The 17,843-nt window shown below is 67.0% G+C and carries 22 protein-coding genes and 2 pseudogenes; 8 read left to right on the top strand and 16 right to left on the bottom strand.

The window, feature by feature from the left end; all coding sequences use genetic code 11:
* Positions 1-111 precede the first annotated feature (111 nt).
* On the top strand, positions 112-339 hold the full coding sequence (locus V2L32_RS01150) for a hypothetical protein (RefSeq protein WP_331234597.1): 228 nt from the start codon (positions 112-114) through the stop codon (positions 337-339).
* Between the two features lie 15 nt (positions 340-354).
* On the opposite strand, the gene V2L32_RS01155 is transcribed toward V2L32_RS01150, so the two are convergent.
* The 4 genes from V2L32_RS01155 to V2L32_RS01170 are packed head-to-tail and all read right to left on the bottom strand — an operon-like array spanning position 355 to position 2,522.
* A complete protein-coding gene (locus V2L32_RS01155; protein WP_331234599.1) occupies positions 355-570 on the bottom strand; it encodes a hypothetical protein in 216 nt (71 codons plus the stop codon).
* A gap of 47 nt (positions 571-617) precedes the next feature.
* Positions 618-1,151, bottom strand: a complete 534-nt coding sequence (locus V2L32_RS01160) for a DUF5815 family protein (protein WP_331234600.1) — start codon at positions 1,149-1,151, stop codon at positions 618-620.
* A gap of 38 nt (positions 1,152-1,189) precedes the next feature.
* Positions 1,190-2,062, bottom strand: a complete 873-nt coding sequence (locus V2L32_RS01165) for a hypothetical protein (RefSeq protein ID WP_331234601.1) — start codon at positions 2,060-2,062, stop codon at positions 1,190-1,192.
* A gap of 49 nt (positions 2,063-2,111) precedes the next feature.
* Positions 2,112-2,522, bottom strand: coding sequence for a DUF7124 domain-containing protein (locus V2L32_RS01170; RefSeq protein WP_331234602.1), 411 nt, complete (start codon positions 2,520-2,522; stop codon positions 2,112-2,114).
* 107 nt (positions 2,523-2,629) lie between these two features.
* Here V2L32_RS01170 and V2L32_RS01175 point away from each other — a divergent pair, with 107 nt between their 5' ends.
* The gene (locus V2L32_RS01175; RefSeq protein ID WP_331234603.1) at positions 2,630-2,863 is read left to right on the top strand and encodes a hypothetical protein; all 234 of its coding nucleotides are present in this window, start codon (positions 2,630-2,632) and stop codon (positions 2,861-2,863) included.
* Here the strand turns inward: V2L32_RS01175 and V2L32_RS01180 are convergent.
* From V2L32_RS01180 to V2L32_RS01190, 3 genes are read right to left on the bottom strand one after another with little or no spacing between them, the layout of a single operon-like run.
* Positions 2,860-4,098 carry an NAD(P)/FAD-dependent oxidoreductase gene (locus V2L32_RS01180; protein ID WP_331234604.1) on the bottom strand — a complete coding sequence of 413 codons (1,239 nt, stop codon included), beginning with the start codon at positions 4,096-4,098 and terminating at the stop codon, positions 2,860-2,862. The two genes, V2L32_RS01175 and V2L32_RS01180, sit on opposite strands and share 4 nt — an antisense overlap.
* A 34-nt stretch (positions 4,099-4,132) precedes the next feature.
* Positions 4,133-5,263, bottom strand: coding sequence for a glycosyltransferase (locus V2L32_RS01185; protein ID WP_331234605.1), 1,131 nt, complete (start codon positions 5,261-5,263; stop codon positions 4,133-4,135).
* Between the two features lie 37 nt (positions 5,264-5,300).
* Positions 5,301-5,780, bottom strand: a complete 480-nt coding sequence (locus V2L32_RS01190; RefSeq protein WP_331234606.1) for a hypothetical protein — start codon at positions 5,778-5,780, stop codon at positions 5,301-5,303.
* A 158-nt stretch (positions 5,781-5,938) separates the two neighbouring features.
* On the opposite strand from V2L32_RS01190, the gene V2L32_RS01195 reads away from it, so the two are divergent.
* Positions 5,939-6,547: a DUF6149 family protein gene (locus tag V2L32_RS01195; protein ID WP_331234607.1), complete on the top strand. Its 609-nt coding sequence runs from the start codon at positions 5,939-5,941 to the stop codon at positions 6,545-6,547.
* A gap of 177 nt (positions 6,548-6,724) precedes the next feature.
* Here the strand turns inward: V2L32_RS01195 and V2L32_RS01200 are convergent, their stop codons facing one another.
* Together V2L32_RS01200 and V2L32_RS01205 are read right to left on the bottom strand one after the other, a co-directional pair.
* Positions 6,725-7,309 (bottom strand): DsrE/DsrF/DrsH-like family protein, encoded by a 585-nt coding sequence (locus tag V2L32_RS01200; RefSeq protein WP_331234608.1) that lies wholly within the window; start codon positions 7,307-7,309, stop codon positions 6,725-6,727.
* A gap of 1 nt (position 7,310) precedes the next feature.
* Positions 7,311-7,565, bottom strand: a complete 255-nt coding sequence (locus V2L32_RS01205; protein ID WP_331234610.1) for a sulfurtransferase TusA family protein — start codon at positions 7,563-7,565, stop codon at positions 7,311-7,313.
* 254 nt (positions 7,566-7,819) lie between these two features.
* Between V2L32_RS01205 and V2L32_RS01210 the strand changes: the two genes are divergently transcribed.
* A complete protein-coding gene (locus V2L32_RS01210; RefSeq protein ID WP_331234611.1) occupies positions 7,820-9,019 on the top strand; it encodes an MBL fold metallo-hydrolase in 1,200 nt (399 codons plus the stop codon).
* A gap of 42 nt (positions 9,020-9,061) precedes the next feature.
* Positions 9,062-9,406: pseudogene (locus V2L32_RS01215) on the top strand (YeeE/YedE family protein); the annotation flags it as partial.
* 144 nt (positions 9,407-9,550) lie between these two features.
* Here the strand turns inward: V2L32_RS01215 and trxA are convergent.
* From trxA to V2L32_RS01230, 3 genes are all read right to left on the bottom strand, one after another.
* Positions 9,551-9,910: a thioredoxin gene (gene trxA, locus V2L32_RS01220; protein WP_331234612.1), complete on the bottom strand. Its 360-nt coding sequence runs from the start codon at positions 9,908-9,910 to the stop codon at positions 9,551-9,553.
* Between the two features lie 168 nt (positions 9,911-10,078).
* The gene (locus V2L32_RS01225; RefSeq protein ID WP_409348391.1) at positions 10,079-11,140 is read right to left on the bottom strand and encodes a sulfite exporter TauE/SafE family protein; all 1,062 of its coding nucleotides are present in this window, start codon (positions 11,138-11,140) and stop codon (positions 10,079-10,081) included.
* Positions 11,118-11,285, bottom strand: a complete 168-nt coding sequence (locus tag V2L32_RS01230; RefSeq protein ID WP_331234613.1) for a DUF7512 family protein — start codon at positions 11,283-11,285, stop codon at positions 11,118-11,120. The genes V2L32_RS01225 and V2L32_RS01230 overlap by 23 nt, the downstream gene beginning before the upstream one ends.
* Before the next feature lie 289 nt (positions 11,286-11,574).
* Here V2L32_RS01230 and V2L32_RS21065 point away from each other — a divergent pair.
* Together V2L32_RS21065 and V2L32_RS01245 are read left to right on the top strand one after the other, a co-directional pair.
* A pseudogene (locus V2L32_RS21065) lies at positions 11,575-12,410 on the top strand (universal stress protein).
* A gap of 107 nt (positions 12,411-12,517) precedes the next feature.
* Positions 12,518-12,922, top strand: coding sequence for a helix-turn-helix domain-containing protein (locus tag V2L32_RS01245; RefSeq protein ID WP_331234617.1), 405 nt, complete (start codon positions 12,518-12,520; stop codon positions 12,920-12,922).
* Between the two features lie 76 nt (positions 12,923-12,998).
* On the opposite strand, the gene V2L32_RS01250 is transcribed toward V2L32_RS01245, so the two are convergent.
* The gene (locus V2L32_RS01250; protein ID WP_331234619.1) at positions 12,999-14,297 is read right to left on the bottom strand and encodes an NAD(P)/FAD-dependent oxidoreductase; all 1,299 of its coding nucleotides are present in this window, start codon (positions 14,295-14,297) and stop codon (positions 12,999-13,001) included.
* A gap of 172 nt (positions 14,298-14,469) precedes the next feature.
* Here V2L32_RS01250 and V2L32_RS01255 point away from each other — a divergent pair, with 172 nt between their 5' ends.
* On the top strand, positions 14,470-15,345 hold the full coding sequence (locus tag V2L32_RS01255) for a homoserine kinase (RefSeq protein ID WP_331234620.1): 876 nt from the start codon (positions 14,470-14,472) through the stop codon (positions 15,343-15,345).
* 17 nt (positions 15,346-15,362) lie between these two features.
* On the opposite strand, the gene V2L32_RS01260 is transcribed toward V2L32_RS01255, so the two are convergent.
* The 3 genes from V2L32_RS01260 to V2L32_RS01270 are packed head-to-tail and all read right to left on the bottom strand — an operon-like array spanning position 15,363 to position 17,783.
* Positions 15,363-15,629, bottom strand: a complete 267-nt coding sequence (locus V2L32_RS01260) for a hypothetical protein (RefSeq protein ID WP_331234621.1) — start codon at positions 15,627-15,629, stop codon at positions 15,363-15,365.
* A 47-nt stretch (positions 15,630-15,676) separates the two neighbouring features.
* Positions 15,677-16,144: a thiol-disulfide oxidoreductase DCC family protein gene (locus tag V2L32_RS01265; RefSeq protein ID WP_331234622.1), complete on the bottom strand. Its 468-nt coding sequence runs from the start codon at positions 16,142-16,144 to the stop codon at positions 15,677-15,679.
* A gap of 46 nt (positions 16,145-16,190) precedes the next feature.
* Positions 16,191-17,783 carry an HTTM domain-containing protein gene (locus V2L32_RS01270; protein WP_331234623.1) on the bottom strand — a complete coding sequence of 531 codons (1,593 nt, stop codon included), beginning with the start codon at positions 17,781-17,783 and terminating at the stop codon, positions 16,191-16,193.
* Positions 17,784-17,843: the final 60 nt, after the last annotated feature.

The following is a 17,843-nucleotide window of genomic DNA, read 5'->3' on the forward strand; positions in this document are numbered from 1 at the left end:
CACCCTTATATTGTACTAGGTTCGTGTCTCGCCGCGTTCGTACGACGGATCGTCGGTCGAATCACGGGGGCGACACCCTCAAGGGGTCGCGTCGTAACTGTGAGCAGCTAGATGAACGAGTTCTATCCGATCGCTGGGCGGCGGCGTGGCGGCGGGCGGACCGTCACGAGGGGGCTCGTCGGTCTCTCGGTCGTGCTGATCGTCGCCGGGATCGTCCTCTCGGCCGTCCTCCCCGGCGGGTATCTCGCGGGCAACCTCATCCTCGTCGGCGGGCTCTCGATGGTCTTCGCCACCGTCTTCCACCAGGTGATCGAGAAGGGACGCCGCGCCGGACGCTGAGGAGTACGTCCGAGGCTACCGGATCCGGTAGCGGTAGGGCTTCGACTCGATCACGTCGACGTCGCCGGTTCGCGCGCGGTGGCCCAGGATCGTCGCGATCCGGTGGGCGCTCTCGGGCTCCTGACCCGATTCGGCGAGGCGGTCTCTGATCTCGCGGGCGGTGAGCGGTTCGTCGGCGCGCTCTTCGAGGACGGTTCGGATCCGCTCGAACTCCGCAGACCGCGGAACCATGTGAGAGACCCCGAGCCGACGGGTAATAAGCCCTCGTCGGACGGAAGTCAGACGGGCGTGTCGTGTTCGTCCTCGAAGTCCCGCGTCCGTCGGTACTCGTCGACGAACGCGCTCACGTCGAAGGCGAACATGCCCTCCTCGAACTCGCGTTCGGCGTCCGGGTCCTCCGCGTGCCCGATCGCGTGCTCCATCAGTTCGACGATCAGTTCGACGACGACCTCGTGGAGCGCCCGCGAGTCGAACCCGGTCACCCAGAGCATCGAGTAGCCCGCCGCCCCCTCCTCGGAGGTGTCCTCGGCGACGACCTCGTCGGGGAACTCCTCTATGACCATCCCCATGAGGTGCGGGGTGCCGAACTCGCCGAACTCGTCGGCCGTCTCGACGGCCTCCCGTAACACCGCGACGATCGACTCCGGGACGAACCGCGAGGGTGGGTGGACGTCGGTGACCACGGCGTGGGTCTCCCCGCAGGAACAGCGGAACTCCCGCATCCCGAGATCGAACGCGCTCACGCGTGCGGACTCGCCACAGGGGAGCGTGAACTCGGCACCGGTGTCCCCGGGAACCCGTGGCGTCGCCATGTGCGCCGGTTGCTACTCCGGACGGTTAACGCTCGCGATCACCACTCGACGCCGGGCGGGTCGTCCCACTCGTCGGCCTCCTTCGGGCGGTCGGCCTCCCCCGTTTCGTCCCCGTCGGCCCCGGCCTCGTCCTCGATCACCTGCGCGTAGACCCGGCCGTGTACCGCGAGCCAGACGACGTTCGCGGCCGCGACGAAGACGACCGAGAGCAGCGTGGAGACGAGCGCGAGGCCGGTCGAGAGCGAGGAGGCGAAGGCGAAGGGCGCGGTCAGGATCACCCCCGCAGAGCGAACAGCGACGTAGATCGCCGCGAGCGAGACGAGCAGCCCCGCCAGTTTCAGGCGAACCCCCTTCGTCCGCGAGACGCTCTCGACCATCGCGTCGACGCCGTTTCTGTCCTCGACGGCGACGCCCGGCCGCGCGAAGACGAAGAGCACGGCGAGGAGGAGGCCGGGAACGACGAAGAGCACGAGGCCGATCCCGACCATCGCCCAGACGGCGACTCGGGCCAGCAGTTCGTTCCCGGTCGCGGCCGCGAGCCGACGCCAGACGAGGTCGTCGGGGAGGCCGTTCCGGACGTCCGCGACCGACGCCCGGACGACGACGACGCTCGCCGCGACCCAGCCGAGCAGCCAGGTGAGCAACAGCAGCGAGATCGCGGCGCCCGGGATCGGGAGCGCGAGCGGCGCGATCGAGTCGTCCTCGAGGAGCGTCCTCGCCTCCTCGTCCAGTTCGACCTCGCCCTCACCCTCGAGCGCGAGCATCGACTCGCCGAGGGAGGCGACGGCGCTGTCGAACGCGACCGATCCCAGGAGGCCGATCCCGGTGAAGACGCCGACGAGGAGAAGACCGTTCCGGGAGACGGTCCACCGGAGCCCCTCGCGCAGCGCACCGAGGACGGAGACTGACATGGCTCGGGGGTCGTCGGGCGACCGCCCTAAACCTCGCGATACGGATCCGTTACGGCCAGTCCTCGCTCGCGTCCTCGTCCCCGTCGGACTCCTCGCCACCCCCGTCGCCGAGCGTCCAGCCGGCGGCCTCCGCGGCATCCTCGATCGGGAGGTACTCCCAGTCGATGGCGGCGGCGAGCTCTCCGTCCTCCTCGCTCGCCCCGACCAGCACGTGGCGCTCGGTGTCGAACTGCTCGCGCACGCGTTCGAGGCTCTCGCGTTTCCCGCGCGGGCCGGAGAAGAAGTCCTGTCGGATGCGGTGTTTGCGCGTGAAGTTCGTCACGACGTACGTCGGTTCGTCGGAGACGACGCCGACGTACCGTGTCCAGCCCCTGGCGTCCTTGAACGTCGTGCCCGGATCCGAGAGTCGGGAGAGCGCCTCGAGTTCGAACGCGAGCGTCATGTCCCCGCTGCCGTTCATACGGGGGTTCGTCGCGGCCGGGCGAAAACCGTGTCGGTGTCGGACGTGGAGCCGACGACGGCAAGTAGATATAAGTCACCCGCACCGAATCTCCCGCGCAGACGGATATGAATCGACGACTCGCACTCGGGGCGCTCGCGGTCGCGGCGGGCGTCGGCGTCGCGGTCGCGGGCGGAAAGCGACTCCGACAGATCGGCGAAACGGATATGACGACGGTCGTCGCGTTCGTCGGCGATCGGCCCGGCGAGTGGATCGCGGCGACGCCGGAGGGAACGGTCGACCGGGACCACGAGGGACGGTTCGAGGTGGACGAGCGGTTCGAACGCAGCGCGGACGTCTAGCCCTGCGGTGGGGCGAGCTTCTCGATGTCGACGTCCTTCTCCAGGAGGAGTTCCGTCGCGCCGCTCACGTCGCGTTCCTCGCGAATGAGCTTCTTGAACCGGGTCTGTGGCGCGAGGTCGCCGATGAGTACGCCGCCGACGATCTTTCCGTCCTTGATAGCGAGCCTGCGCCACTCCGTCTCGGAGTACTTGCGTTCGACGTACTCGTCGCCGAGGGTCGGGTGGCCGAAGGAGAGAAACGGGAAGTCGAAGTGCGTGATCGAGTACGACGAGACCCAGCGAAACGCCTCCTCCTCACCGTCGGCAGCCATGTTCACCCCGGCGGTCTTGCCCTGCTCTTTCGCCGAGCCCCACGAGCCGTTCTGGGCGTACTCCCCGAGGATCGTGTCGTAATACCGGGTGATGTCGCCCGAGGCGTAGATGTCGTCGACGTTCGTCTGCATGTACTCGTCGACGACGATGCCGTCTTCCTGCTCGAGGCCCGCGCTGTGGAGGTACTCGGTGTTGAAGTCGAGACCGATCGCCACGCCCACGAACTCCGCGCCGTAGGACTCGCCGTTCGGGTCGACCGCGGTCTCGACTCTCCCGTCGGAGTCGACCTCGAAGCGGTCGACGCCGCTGTCGAAGACCGGCGTGACGTTTCGTTCCCTGAGCGCGTCGTGGATGATCTCGGCGCCGTCGAGACTGAGCGCGTAGCGCCACCAGCGGTCGCCGCGCATCAGGTAGTTGCCCTCGATATCCTGGGCGGCACAGATCGCGGCGAGGTCGATCCCGAGCAGGCCGGCGCCGATGACGACGCCGGTCTCCGCTTCCTCCGCCGCCTCGCGAATCGCGCGCGCGTCCTGAAACGTCCAGAAGTGGTTGATGCCGTCGGCGTCGCTGTTCTCGACCGGGAGCTGTACCGGCGTCCCACCGGTCGCGATCAGGAGCTTGTCGTAGCCGATCTCCTCGCCGCCGTGGGTGAACAGCAGGTGATCCTCGGGGTCGACCCCGCAGACGTGGGTGTCGAGTTTCAGTTCGATCTCGCGGTCGTCGTACCAGCTCTCGTCGTGGATCGAGATCGGCGCCTCCGGGAGTTTTCCCTTCGCGAACTCCTTGATCAGGATCCGGTTGTACAGCGGCTCGCCCTCGTCCGTGATGATCGTGATTTCGCCGTCCTGGTCGTTCTCGCGAAGTGTCTCCGCCGCCGTGCTCCCCGAGATACCGTCGCCGATAATCACGTACGACGTGCTCATAGATCGGTTTCGCAACGGAGGGTAAAGTCGGTTGCTATCCGGAAACAGCCGGCCGACCCTCGGCCGCGACCGTCTCGTACAGCGCGGCGAGCCGTTCGATCGAGTGCTCGACCGAGAGCATCCGCCGGCGCCGCAGACAGAGATCCGAGAGGCGCTCGCGGTCGCGCAACACCCGGTCGATCGCCCGGCGGAACGCCTCGACGTCTCCCTGCGGGTAGTGGTAGCCGGTCTCGCCCTCGATGACGGTGTCCGAGAGCGCGCCCGCGTCGACCGCGACGATCGGCGTCCCGCAGGCGGCGGCCTCCATCGCGACAAGCCCCTGCGTCTCCGTCGGGCTGGGGAAGGCGAAGACGTCGAGCGCGGAGTAGAAGGCGGGGAGCTCCTCGCGCTCTACGAAACCGAGGAATCGGGCGTCGACACCGCGCTCCCGGGCGTGGCGTTCGAGGGCGTCCCGTTCGGGACCGTCACCCCCCAGCACGAGCGTGTACTCCGTCCCGGCGACGGTGTCGATCAGCTCCCTCAACCGCTTCTCGGCGCTGTGACGGCCGGTGTAGCCGACGAGCGGCCTCGCGCCCTCGAGTCCGTGGTGCGTGCGGAATCCGGAGGGGTCGGTCGGGGCGAAGAACCCGGTGTCGACGCCGTTCGAGAGCACCGCGATCCGTGACTCGATCCCGACCTCCTCTCTGAGGTAGTCGCGGGTGTACGAGGTGGGCGTGATCACGAGGTCTGCCTTCTCGAAGAACCAGCGCTCGTACCGGCGGCAGGCGAACCAGAGCCCGGTCGCGAGCGCCTCGCCGGCGACCTTGGTCTCCGTGCGCTCGCCGAGCATCGTGTGGTAGGAGGCGATCAGCGGGACCCCCTTCCCCCGGGCGTAGCGCAGCCCCGCGACCCCGAGCGAGAAGGGCGTGTGTGCGTGGACGAGATCGGGCTCGGGCAGTCCCCTCGGGATCGGCGGCAGCCCGAGGCGGTACTGCTCGTAGAGCGGGGCCTGGAGGCTCCTGACCGGGAACTCGTCCGGGCCCGGCTCGTAGCCGTCGATCCGGGGGAAGACGACGGGCATCCGCCCGCGCTCGTGCCACCGGTCGCGCCAGAGGTCGATCGCGTAGGTCACCCCGTTGATCGTCGGCCGGTAGAGGTCCGTGAAGACGGTGACGGTCTCGACCATAGGAGGAGGTCCTCGCCGGGGGGTAGGAACCTTCCGATCAGTCGACGAGGTAGGTGATGTCGTTTCGCGAGAGCAGTTCGCGCATCGTCCGCACCCCGCGGTCGGTGTCCCAGCCGATCCCCCGGTAGTGTTTGACCGGGTGGGTGAGCCAGGAGTACTCCCAGTGGGCACAGACCTCGATTCCCTCGCTCCGGGGATCGAACAGCGTCACGTGGAGCTGTTCGTCCGCGAACGTCGAGGCGCGTCGGACCCAGCTCCCGGCCGAGGCGCGGCCGTCGCCGTGGACCTTCAGTGCGGCGATCGGCTCGCGGTGAAAGCCCATCCCCCGCAGGTCCGTCGCGAACGTCGGCAGCTCCCGTTCGACGCGGCCGACGTACTCCGAGGGGTGCATCACACACTGTGCGTAGCCGCCGACCCGCTCCAGCGCACCGTCGACCGCCGGCCAGAACCGACGGCGTGCGCGGGTGAGCCGGTCGAGCTCCGACCGGATCTCGCGTCGATCTCGCTTCGTCGCCACGAGGGGTATAGGGAGGCGATCCGATATATGGTTTCTCGTCCGGGCGATCGGAACCGGCTCCCGCCGATCGCCGATCCATCGGGGCGAGCGAAGGGAGCGGGACCGCCCGTCCACCTGGAGCGGGACGTTCAAGGCCGTCGCGTCCCTCATCCCACCCGATGAAGATCCACCAGAACCCGCGTCACTGGGCGGCGAAGAAGGCGTTGACGACGCCCGGAATCAGCTCCGTCGCGAACTACGGGCTGGTGAAGATGCACACCAAGATCTTCCTCGGGAAGGCAGACGAGGAGCGGCGAGAGGAGCGAAAAGAGCATTTAGACGACTTCTTCGACGCGACGATGGACACCTACGTCGCGGCGCTGGAGGCCGGCTACTCCGAGGCCGAGGCGCGCGAGGTCACCCACCTCCAAGCGAACTTCGACTTCTTCAACCACGGCTGGACCGAGATGATGGAGATACCCGCCGAGGAGTTCGAGACCCACTACCGCCGCTACGGGGACTTTTTCACTGGACACGGCATCACGATCGACGACCCGCTCGGCGAGTTCCGTCCCCCGGAAGGGATCGCGGACGCACCGGAGACGCCGGAGAGACGCGATCGGGGGGCGTACGAGAACGCGATCGCCGGCTTCGCCGACGACGTCTACGTCGTCACCGGCGAGGGCGAGACGGTCGTCGGGGGCGACGGCCCCGAACCCGAGGTGAGCGTCGCCGACGCCCCGGGCGTCTCCGAAGAGGACGCCGACGAGGGCGCGAACGCGGACTGACCCTCGAACGCTAGTTCACCGCGCAGCCGTTCGGTCCGAGCCCGAGGTCCGCGGTACCGTCTACCCACCCGGTTCCAGTACCGGACAGCGCTGTGTAGAGCAGTCACCGCTGCGGACGGTGAGACGTTCGGGTAGCCACGAAGCGGTCACCCAGCGATGGGCTGTCCTCAGAGACGGCTAGACGAGCAGCTGAATGTCGGCTGTCGCCATCCGCTGGAAGGCCGTCGCGGCACCAACACCGGTCGTCACACCCTCGTAGAAGTCGTCCTCCTCGTAGCCGAGCAGGTCGATCGTCATCTGGCAGGCCTGCAGGTCGACACCGCTGTCCAGGGCGGTCCGGACCAGTTCCTCGACCGAGGCGACGTCGTTGTCCTCGATCCGCTTTCGCATCATCCGGGTGGTCATCCGGTCCATTCCGGGGAGGGCGGCGATCGCGTTCGGAACCGGCAGGTTTGGGTTGCCGACGGCGCTCAGCTTCAGGTCCTTCGAGCGCTCCTCGTGGAGGATCTCGAGCCCCCAGAAGGTGTGAAAGACCGTGACCTCGTAGCCGAACGCGGCGGCGGTGCTCGCGAGGATCAGCGGCGGGTAGGCCATGTCGAGGGTGCCTTTCGTGGCGATGATCACCATTTCCTTCGAGCCCTCGTCGACGTCGGTTCGAAGCGCCGAGAGCTCGGTCTCGAGCTCGTCGATGCGCTCTCGGAGCGCGTCGAGTTCGTCGGTCGAGGCGGTCTCGTTTCCCGTGGAGGCCGTGTCCGTGCTCATCTCACTCGACCTTCTCGAGGTAGTGTCTGTAGACGGTCTCTCCGTCCTCGATCGCTTCCTCCTGGCCGAGGAGTTCGGCGCCGTCGGTCGACTCCACCCAGCCCTTGATATCGCTCATGCTCCCCGAGTCGGTCGCGATCACACAGAGCGTCGAACCCGGCTCCAGGCCGTCGAACGCTCCCTTCGTCTCGATGACCGGCATCGGACAGTTCTTCCCTCTCACGTCGAGCGTCTCCGTCGGTGTGTTCGAACTCATAGTTTCTCTCTGTTGGAGCTACCACACAATATCACTGAGAGCGGCATAAGTGTGTTGGTTTTTGTGATTCTAATACAATATCGTCGGACACGGCGACTGTGACGGATAGACGGGAAACCAGCATACCGAAGGAAGAGAGCCATTCATCGGCCACCGTACAGAGACGGTCGCTCGCCTATCCGGAGCGGTATTGTGATGATATGGAACTATAGTACGAACGCTTAAGGCGGTGTGTCCACTACGACGGGACAGAGATGGATCCCGATTCGATGGAGTTCCCGAGTTCGGACGCTCCGGTCGAGACGGTCTCTCCAGGCCGTCTCAAGGAACGTATCGACCTCGGCGAGGACGTGACGCTGCTCGACGTGCGCATGGAGAGCGAGTACGAGGAGTGGCGGATCGACGGCGAGAGCGTCAAGAACGTCAACGTCCCCTACTTCGAGTTCCTCGACGAGGAGATCGACGAGGACGTCCTCGCGCGGATTCCCGACGACCGCGAACTCACGGTCCTCTGTGCGAAGGGCGGCGCGAGCGAGTTCGTGGCAGCAGCGCTCGCAGAGCGCGGCTACGACGTCGACCACCTCGAAGAGGGGATGAACGGGTGGGCGCGGGTCTACGAGGCACACGAGGTCACCGGCTACGACGGCGCCGGCACGCTCGTCCAGTACCAGCGCCCCTCAAGCGGCTGTCTGGGCTACCTCCTCTTCGACGGGAGCGAGGCCGCCGTGTTCGACCCGCTCCGTGCGTTCACCGACCGCTACCTCGCGGACGCCGAGGAGTTCGGTGTGGAGCTGACGTACGCCTTCGACACGCACGTCCACGCGGACCACGTCTCCGGGCTCCGCGAACTGGCCGCCGAGGGCGTCGAGGCGGTCCTCCCGGAGGCCGCGGGCGATCGGGGCGTCACGTACACGGACGAGCTGACGCTGACGACCGATGGCGACACGTTCGCAGTCGGTGACGCGACGATCGAGACGGTGTTCACGCCCGGCCACACCTCCGGGATGAGTTCCTACCTGATCGACGACGCGTTCCTCGCGACCGGCGACACCCTGTTCGTCGAGAACGTCGCCCGACCCGACCTCGAGGAGGACGACGACGGTGCGCCGGAGGCCGCTCGTACCCTGTACGAGAGCCTGCAAGAGCGCGTCCTCACGCTTCCCGACGACACGCTCGTCGGGGGGGCACACGCCAGCGACGCGGCCGTGCCAGCCGCGGACGGCACCTACACGGCACGGATCGTCGATCTGAAGGGACGGATGGACGCGCTCTCGATGGACGACGACGAGTTCGTCGAACTGGTCCTCTCTGAGATGCCCCCCAGACCGGCCAACTACGAGGAGATCATCGCGACGAACCTCGGTCGTCGCGAGACGGACGACGAGGAGGCGTTCACGCTCGAACTCGGCCCGAACAACTGCGCCGCGAGCCGGGAGACGCTCACGAGCGACTGATCGCCCCCTGGACGACGCGAACCGCGAGAGAGTGCCCGATCGCTGATCGCAGAGCTACTCGGATCCGACACGGTCGAGGCGGTCGAGGCGGTCGAGGCGGTCGAGGCGGTGTTCCCGAACGGGATCGCCCGGTACGCGGTCGGCGGGCTCCTCGTCGGACTCGCGACGGCGTTTACCTGCTACGGGACCGGGATCGCTACTGGTGGCAGTGCGTTCCTCGAGTCGACGCTCTCGTACGTCTCCGACCGGGAGCGGTTCCAGCGAGACCGCGGTTCCCGTGACTGGCGGGTCCTCTTCACGGTCGGCATCGTCCTCGGGGCGGCGGTGTACGCGCTGGCGTTCCAATCGGAACAGCTCACGAGTTCGCCGAATGCGCCCGGGTCGACGGACGACTCGCGAGCGTGAACTGACCACCGAGTTCGCCACCCACGAGGACGACCGGACCGGGTGCGCACGGCCGGCGTAGACGGCCGCCGACAGCCCAGCGAACCTCGACCTACGACGGCGATCTCGCGTATCTCCGAGCGGTATCTACTCGGTGTAGGCCTCGATCAGTGAACGGAGCCGGTCCTCGGGCTGGACGCCCACGACCGACTCGACCTGCTGGCCGTTCGCGAAGAGCGCGAGCGTCGGGACGCCACGGACGCCGTACGCTCCCGCGAGTTCCTGGTTGGCTTCGACGTCTACCGTCGCGATCGTCGCGTCGGTCTCGACTGCGAGGCGGTCGATGGCCGGGGCCAGCATCTGGCACGGTCCACACCAGTCGGCGTAGAACTCCACCAAGACAACGTCGTACTCGTCGAGTAGATCGTTCAACTCGGCCTGGCTCTCGACGGTCAGCGGGTCGTCGAGGACGTTCGTGCTGGATTCGGCCGTCGTATCTGCTGTCATCGACTCCGGTACGGGCTCGTAGTAGTTAAGAGTTTTGGGGATATTATGCAATATTCTGTGTGTCCGCCGCACTCCTCCGGTTCCCACGGGGCTCTCTCCACCCGGCGCCGCAGACGCACCTGCATTCTTTCCTCGAAGCGAACTCGGACCGTATCGTTCACACCGGGATCATCGGTGCTCAGCCCTCGGGACCGTTCGACGATCTGCCCCACGAAGCGACCGGACAGTCGTGTAGACGATCGCACCGCTGACGACGACGGCAGCCCCGACGACCATCCCCAGTCCGAGAGTTTCGAGGAGTTCGATACCGAGAGCGGAGCCGGTCTCGCCGACCCCGACCGCGGCGGCGCCGACGAGTAGCATCCCGCCGAAGTAGATCTTGATACCGTCGGCGTCGACGATCGCGGTCGCGGCCGACCCGACCCGTGCACCGAGCGCGCTCCCGAACAGCAACGGCGCGACGATGCCGAGGTCGACCCCGCCACCCTGAGCGTAGAGATAGCTCCCGATCGCCCCGGAGAAGACGATCTCGAAGAGGTCGGTTCCGACGGCGACGGGGACGGGAACGCCGATCGCGTAGATCATCGCCGGCATACGGATGAACCCACCGCCGACGCCGAGAAAGCCGGAGAGTAACCCGGTCAGGAAGGCGACGCCGGTGACGACCCACGCCGACACCCGAACGTTTCCGCGGAGCGTCACCATCGGCGGGATACGGACGGTTCGCTGTATCTTACGGGTGATCTCCGGAACCTCGTACTCGTCGAGGTCCCCCTCTCCGGCGTCGTGGTCGATCCCGCCGCCGTAACCGGAGAGCGCCTCACGGGTGACCAGAGCACCGATGGTGCCGAGTAGGAGGACGTACGCGACGCTGATGACACCACCGGCCAGTCCGAGGTCTTCCAGGTAGAAGACGGTGATCCGACCGACCTCGATCCCGAGCGTCGTCCCCGCGATCATGACGACGCCGAGTCTGTAATCGACCTGCCCGAGGTCGTGGTGTTTCAGCGTCGCGATCACGGCCGTGCCGAAGACGAACGCCATCCCACTGCCGACCGCGACCGGGGCCGGATACCCCATCATCAACAACGCCGGAGTGACGAGAAACGACCCCCCCATCCCGAAGAACCCGAAGAGGATCCCCACGACGAACCCGAACCCGACGAACAGCGAGAGGAGTTCCGGAGAGCTATCCAGGATCCCGAGGCTAGCGTCGAGCAGCGTCGTCACCCCGGGTGAGGAGTGCCAGCAGTCGAGGCCCGACGAGTCGCTCCACCCCACCGTAGCCCACGTACAGAACGATCGCCTCGAGCAGGACGATCCCGATCAGCAGGGCTGCCTGTGGATTCCAGGTCGGCACCGCTACGCTGAGCATACGTGATCCCCCGCTTCACAGATAGCCGTGTGTGGTTCCCACATTTCTACTCGCTACCTCTACCCGCCGTCTGTACATAACGCTTTTGGGGTTATTCTACAATACTATATCGAGTAACGATTCTAGACCACGTGGAGAGATTAGATATACCTACCGTCCGAACGGTTCTAAACGGTTGGGACGGGCGATCAGTAAAAACCGTGGTCGAGGAGAGGTCAGTTCACCTCGCCTATATTGCTAATATGAAACAATATTATAGCAACCGAGCCTACACGAACTCGGGAGAGCAGTGTTCGCGACGGATCTTTCGGCAGCCAGCGAGGCGGCGATCGAGAGCAAGACCTGTCTGGAGTGTCTCGATCGGATCGGGGTCCGTGAGATCCACCTCGTCACCGTCGTCCCGTCGAACGTCCACGCCGGCATGCCCGGACTCGACGTCGAGGCGCGCAGGCGACGAGCGCTCTCGTGGTACCGGAGCGTCGTCGAGGCGTCCGGGTTCTCCGTCGAGACACACGTCGTCCGCGGAACACCCCCCCGACGAATCAACGGTATCGCGGAGACGGTCGTCGCCGACGTAACGATCGTCGGGTCCCGGGGGTGAGCCCGCCCGAAAACCGTCTCATCGGTTCTACCGCCCGGAACCTGTCCCGAACGACCGTCGTCCCGCTGCTCGTCAACCGGATCGAACGCGGCACGGAAGAACCCGACGTCGTTAGGAAGCACCTGTTCAGACGGACCCTGTACGCGACCGATTTCTCGGAGAACGCCGAGTGGGCGTTCGACGCGTTCTCGTACCTACGCCACGCCACTCGGGAAGCGACGCTCGTCCACGTCCGGAGACCGAAGGATCCGGAGCCAGGAGACGGGGAGAACGATCCACACGAACGACTGGAACGCCTCGGGGCACGGCTCGACGAGTGGGGGATCGAGGCGACCGTGGACGTACGCCGAGGGGACCCTGCAGCGGAGATACTCGACGCCGAAGCCGAGCACGACCCGACGGTCACGCTGCTCGGAACGCGCGGACGGAGCAGACTGAGGCGGCTCTTGCTCGGGAGCATCTCCGAGACCGTCATCGCCCGGTCGGCCGGAAACGTACTCCTCGTGCCACCGCCTCGGGTCTGAGCGGTGGAGCGGTTCGACCCCCAGCCGGGGTGCCCGTCCGACCGATTCGGCAGAATTGTGTGCCTTGTGCAAAGCCCTTATCAGGGTTGCATTCGTAGAGACTGGTAATGACCGACTCGATGGCGGAAATGCTTCGTCAGGACATGGAGTGTGAGGGGCTGCTCGAGTGTTTTCACGGCCTGAAGACGCTCGATCGCGAGTGCTTCCGCGCGCTCGTCGAGAGTGCGGAGCCGTTGACGATCGACGAGGTGGCGGAGATCGTAGACCGCGAGCGCTCGACGGCGTACCGTGCGATTCAGCGACTGCTGAGCGCCGGGTTCATCCAGAAAGAGCAGATCAACTACGAGCAGGGAGGGTACTACCACGTCTACCGGCCGACCGATCCCGAGACGGTCGCGAGCGACATGCAACGGATGCTCAACGACTGGTACGCGAAGATGGGCCAGCTCATCCACGAGTTCGAGGAGAAGTACGGCGAGCGACCCGAATCCCGGGTCCCCGCAGAGAACTGATCAGCGGTGGTTCGGGCGATCGGCGACGGTGAACGGAGGACTGGCAACGACCCCGGGTTCGACCGTTTCGGACCGGTCACCGGTCCGAGATCAGATCCGCACACGCGAAGCCCGCGACGACGCCGCCGTCGAGGCTCCGTTCGGGGTACTGTGCCCGCGAGGCCATCCCCGCGTAGGTCAGCCCCTCGGCGACCTCGGAGAGATCGTACGGGATCACCTCGTCCAGATAGCCGCACGTGTAGATCGGCGCCGTCCGCGGGTTGCGCGCCGTCCGCACCCAGTTCACCGTACCGGAGTCGAACGCCGGGAAGAGGTCGGAGATCGCCTCCAGCCAGAGCGCTCTCACCTCGTCGTCGTCCATCTTCCACACCACCTCCTCCCCGGACTGGACGTACCGCGCGACGTAGAGCAGGTGTTCGCCGCCGTAGCGCTCGGGAGGGACGAACTCGGTGTGTTCGATCAGCGCTCCGAACGGCGCGTCCTCCGCGACGTTGAGCCAGTACGTCCCCGTGAGCGGCTCCGAGAGCGAGAGTAGCGAGCAGATCGTCCCCTGGAACTCGACCGAACTCTCGTAGCCGACGAGCGACTCCAGCACGTCGGGCATCGTCGCGACGACGACGCAGTCGACGGGGTGGGTCTCGACACCGTAGTCGGTCGCGACCGAGAGCGAGGTCACGGACCCGTCCTCGGTGCCGACCGCCTCGACCCGTGCGCCGGTCTCGATCCGCTCCGGACCGATCGCCTCGACGAGCGCGTCGACCAGCCGCGAGAACCCTCCCGGGACGTAGCCGAGGACCTCCCCGCGCAAGGGGTCGCGCTCCCCGCGAAAGCGAACCCGGCCGAGCAGCCACGCGGCGCTCACCTCGTCGGCCCGGGAGCCGAACTTCGCCTCCAGGAGCGGCTCGAAGAACTCCTCGTAGACCCGCCCGCCGACCTCTCTGTGGAGGAACGTCACCGCAGGGACCCCGTCGTAGGCCTCCAGGTCGTCGTAGGCGTCGAACCGGGGGCGGAACCCCTCGAACCCGACGCCCTTCGTGAGCATCGCCAGGCGGAGCGTGTCCGGGAGCGAGAGCCGGGGGTAGGCGAGGATCTCCCAGGGGGTGTCGAGCGGGTGGACGAGGTCGTCGACGTAGACGGCGTTCGTGCCGACCCGCCACTCGACCTCGACGCCGAGGTCGTCTGCGAGCGCGGTGATCGTCTCCTCCGACCTGGAGAGGTGGTGGTAGTACGCCTCGACGGGATCGCCGGCGGTCTCGTAGCTCGCGGCGAGCCCTCCCACCTCGTTCGCCTCGAACACCCGGACCTCGTGGCCGTGCTGGTGGAGGCGGTAGGCCGCGGCGAGACCCGCGATCCCGCCGCCGACGATCCCGATCATCGGCGACGGTTGCGGAGCCGCGGGCAAGGCCTTTCCCATCCGACGGCCGTCGGTGCTCGACCGACGGTTGGGGCCCGTGCGGACGCGCTCCGGCGGGAGGGTACGACCGTCCGTATGACACGACGTGGCCGTCTCCGCTAGCTTTTTGCCCCGTCTCGGGAAAGGGCGGGCAATGACTACCGTGCGGGCACCCGCGACGAGCGCGAACCTCGGCAGCGGGTTCGACGTCTTCGGCGTCGCGCTCTCCCGGCCCGCCGACGTCGTCCGCGTCTCCAGGGCGGAGGAGACGTCGATCGAGATCCGGGGGACCGGAAGCGAGTTCATCCCCACCGATCCGGCGAAGAACACCGTCGGGGCGGTCGCCCGCTCGCTCGACGCCCCCGCACGCATCGAGATCGACAAGGGGGTCCGACCCTCCTCCGGGCTCGGCTCCTCGGCCGCGAGTTCGGCGGCCGCCGCCCTCGCGCTCAACGACCTCTACGACCTGCGGTTGAGCCGGGAGGAGCTCGTCCCTCACGCCGCCGAGGGCGAGGCGCTCGTCTCGGGGGCCGCCCACGTCGACAACGTCGCGCCCGCGCTACTCGGCGGGTTCACCATCGCCACGGACCGTGGCGTCACCCGGATCGGCGCGTCGATCCCGTTCGTCGTCTGTCTCCCCGACATCGTGCTCTCGACACGCGACGCCCGCCGGATCGTCCCCGAGTCCGCCGGGATGGACGAGATCGTCAACACCATCGGCCGGGCGGCGACGCTCACCGCCGGGATGTGCCGGGACGACCCGACGCTCGTCGGCGAGGGGATGGAAGACGGGGTCGTGACGCCGGCCCGGGCGTCGCTCATCGAGGGCTACGCGGGGGTGCGAGAACGCGCACTCGACGCCGGGGCGACCGGGGTAACCGTGAGCGGCGCGGGCCCGACGGTCGTCGCGGCCTGTTTCGGCCACGCGAAACAGGCGGTCGCGAGCGCCATGCTCGACGGCTTCGCCGAGGCGGGCGTCGAGGCCCGTGCGTTCCAGACGGAAGTGGGTCGCGGCGCGGAACTGCTCTGATCGGCGCCTCGGACCGATCAGCGCCGCCCTCGCCGTGGCGGTCTCCCTCCGAACGACTCCTCCCGACCGAGCAACAGGTAGAGGAAGAGTCCGGGCAGCGAGAGCATGAGGACGACACCGGCCCACAGCGCCGGCGAGTCGCTCTTCTCCTCCCAGCCGAACGCGTCGTAGAACGTCCAGGCAGCCATCGCGGCGGTTCCCACGAGGTAGAGCAGAACGAGCGCGCCACCGGCGCTCGCGGCCGCGGCCGGCAGCGGAGCCACGGTGAGGAGTGGCGAGTACATGTCTCGCGGATCGAACCTGTCGGACAAGTGTCTTTCGACCTGTCGAGTCAGTCGTCGGCCCGGCCAGAACTCTCGGAGAGAAAGCGCGAACGGAGGTCGGGCGTCGGCATCATACACCGGTCTTTCCGCCCGAACCAGCCGTAGCGGCGGGCCGCGACGAAGTCGTAAACGGCGTCTCTGAGTCGTTTGGGGAGGAGTCGACCCGCCGAGAGCAGTCGGTAGGCACCACCGAGGTGGCGTCCGATCCCCATGACCGCGTCGGACTTCACGGCGCAGCTCCCCTCGTCGACCAGCACGATCGAGTCTAACGTCTCGGGATCAAGCCCGCAGTCGGCGACGAGCCGTTCTCCGACCTCCGACTGGAGCGGGGCGAACCTGAACCGCGCCTCCGGATCGCGTTCGATGAGGAACTGTACGGAGCCGACACAGAGGTTGCAGACGCCGTCGAAGAGGACTACAGGGTGACCCCCGGGTAGCTCGGCGTCCTCGGCGGGTGTCTCTCCGTCCTCGGCCATCGTCGGAGGGAGGTGACGGGTGTGAATGAGGGTTTCCCCTCCTGGATCAGAAGTCGGGCGGCTCGAACTCCTCGGTGTCGCCCTCGCCGCCGCAGGCGTGTTTGTAGATCAGCTCCGACTCCCGGTCGCGCTCGTCGTGGGCGCTGATCGTCTCCAGGGTGATGTCCTCGCTCACGGCGTACATGTTGACGTGCGTGAGTTCGACGCCGTGGTCGTCCTCGTAGGTCCGACAGAGGTACTCCGCGAGCTGTGGTGCGACGTCGTTGTCGAACCCGCCGCGGCGGACGCTGTTCATGTAGAATCGCTCCCGGTAGGTGCCGTACTGGCGCTGGAGCTGGTCGTGTGCCCTGTCGTAGGAGAGCTCCCGGTGGTTGTACGCGTCGATGAGCTCGCCGTCCGCGGTCCGCGCAGGGAAGACGTAGTAGCGGTCGGTCGTTCGTGGGATGGGCGCGAAGACGCTCCACTCCGGCTGGGAGACGGCGAAGGCGCTCGCCACGTCGTCGACCTCGTCCTCGGTCGCGGCGAACCGACCGTCCGGATCGACGACCCCGCCGCCGTGGAGGAACGGTGCGACCGCGAGCATGACCATCGAGAACGAGACGAGGACGACGGCGAAGATGTAGAGCGTCGACTTCGCCCACCGCCCCCGTTCGGAGTTCAGCCGGACGGTCGGGAAGCGTCGTGCGACTGCTGCGGCCCCCGAAGCGCGCCCGGCGATCCGCTCGCGGTCGAGGCCGAGGCGGTCGACCAGCCGCTTGGCGTCCTCCCAGACGGGCGTCTGGACGAACAGGACCAAGCCCGCGAGCGCGACGTAGGCGAACGCCCCGATCCGCACCGTCATCGCGAACGAGGCGTGTCCGCCGACGAACATCAGCAGGAAGGGAAGCCGGAGCCGGCCGGCGAGCAGGATCAGAAGTGGCGACGCCCAGAGCATGTAGTACCAGGTCAGCCCGCCGTACTGCAACAGGGTGGGGAACTCCCGGACGATCGGGGCGAGGAGGAACGTCATGTCGTCGAGACCCATCACGAGCGGGGTGGCCTCCCCGCCCGTCCAGAGCTCCGACTGGGACTTGTGGTAGGCGTTGACGACGTACATATAGACCATCTGACAGAGGATCATCACGGAGGCGATCCCGACGAACGACCCCCGGGGCGGGGTCTCGGAGAGGACCGCGTCGACCGACCAGCGCTCGCCCAGCGGGAGGAAGATCGCCCAGAACAGCAGCAGCCGGAAGAGGACGTCGGCGTAGCTCGTGACGAGCGGGTTGTGGTGATCCAACGAGACGACGAAGAGAAACGAGAGCACCATCGCGATCCGGGTCTTGTAGCCGACGATCAGCTGGAACGCGAACAGCGCCTGGACGACGAACAGCGCGAGGAGGAGCGCCGGATCGGTCGTCGCGTGGTAGAACGAGAAGGCGTTGTCCGTGGACAGTTCGATCGCGAGCGACCGGGGGACGACGCCCTCCTCGGTGTAGAAGAACTCGAAGTTCCGCGAACGCAGCAGCAGGTCGGCGAGGATCAGCAGGCCGACGAACACCCGAAAGACCGCGAGCGTCCGCGTGTCGAGCCGGACACAATCCTTCAGATAGCCGCGGGCCCGTCCCGAAAGCGCTGAGATCTCCCCGCCGGATCGCATCTACTCGAACGGAACTGTTTCCGAACGGTATATGTCTTTTCTTCGCCAGGGTGCCGAGAC

The sequence above is a fragment of the Halalkalicoccus sp. CGA53 genome (genome assembly GCF_036429475.1).
In the GTDB taxonomy this organism is placed as follows: domain Archaea; phylum Halobacteriota; class Halobacteria; order Halobacteriales; family Halalkalicoccaceae; genus Natronorarus; species Natronorarus salvus.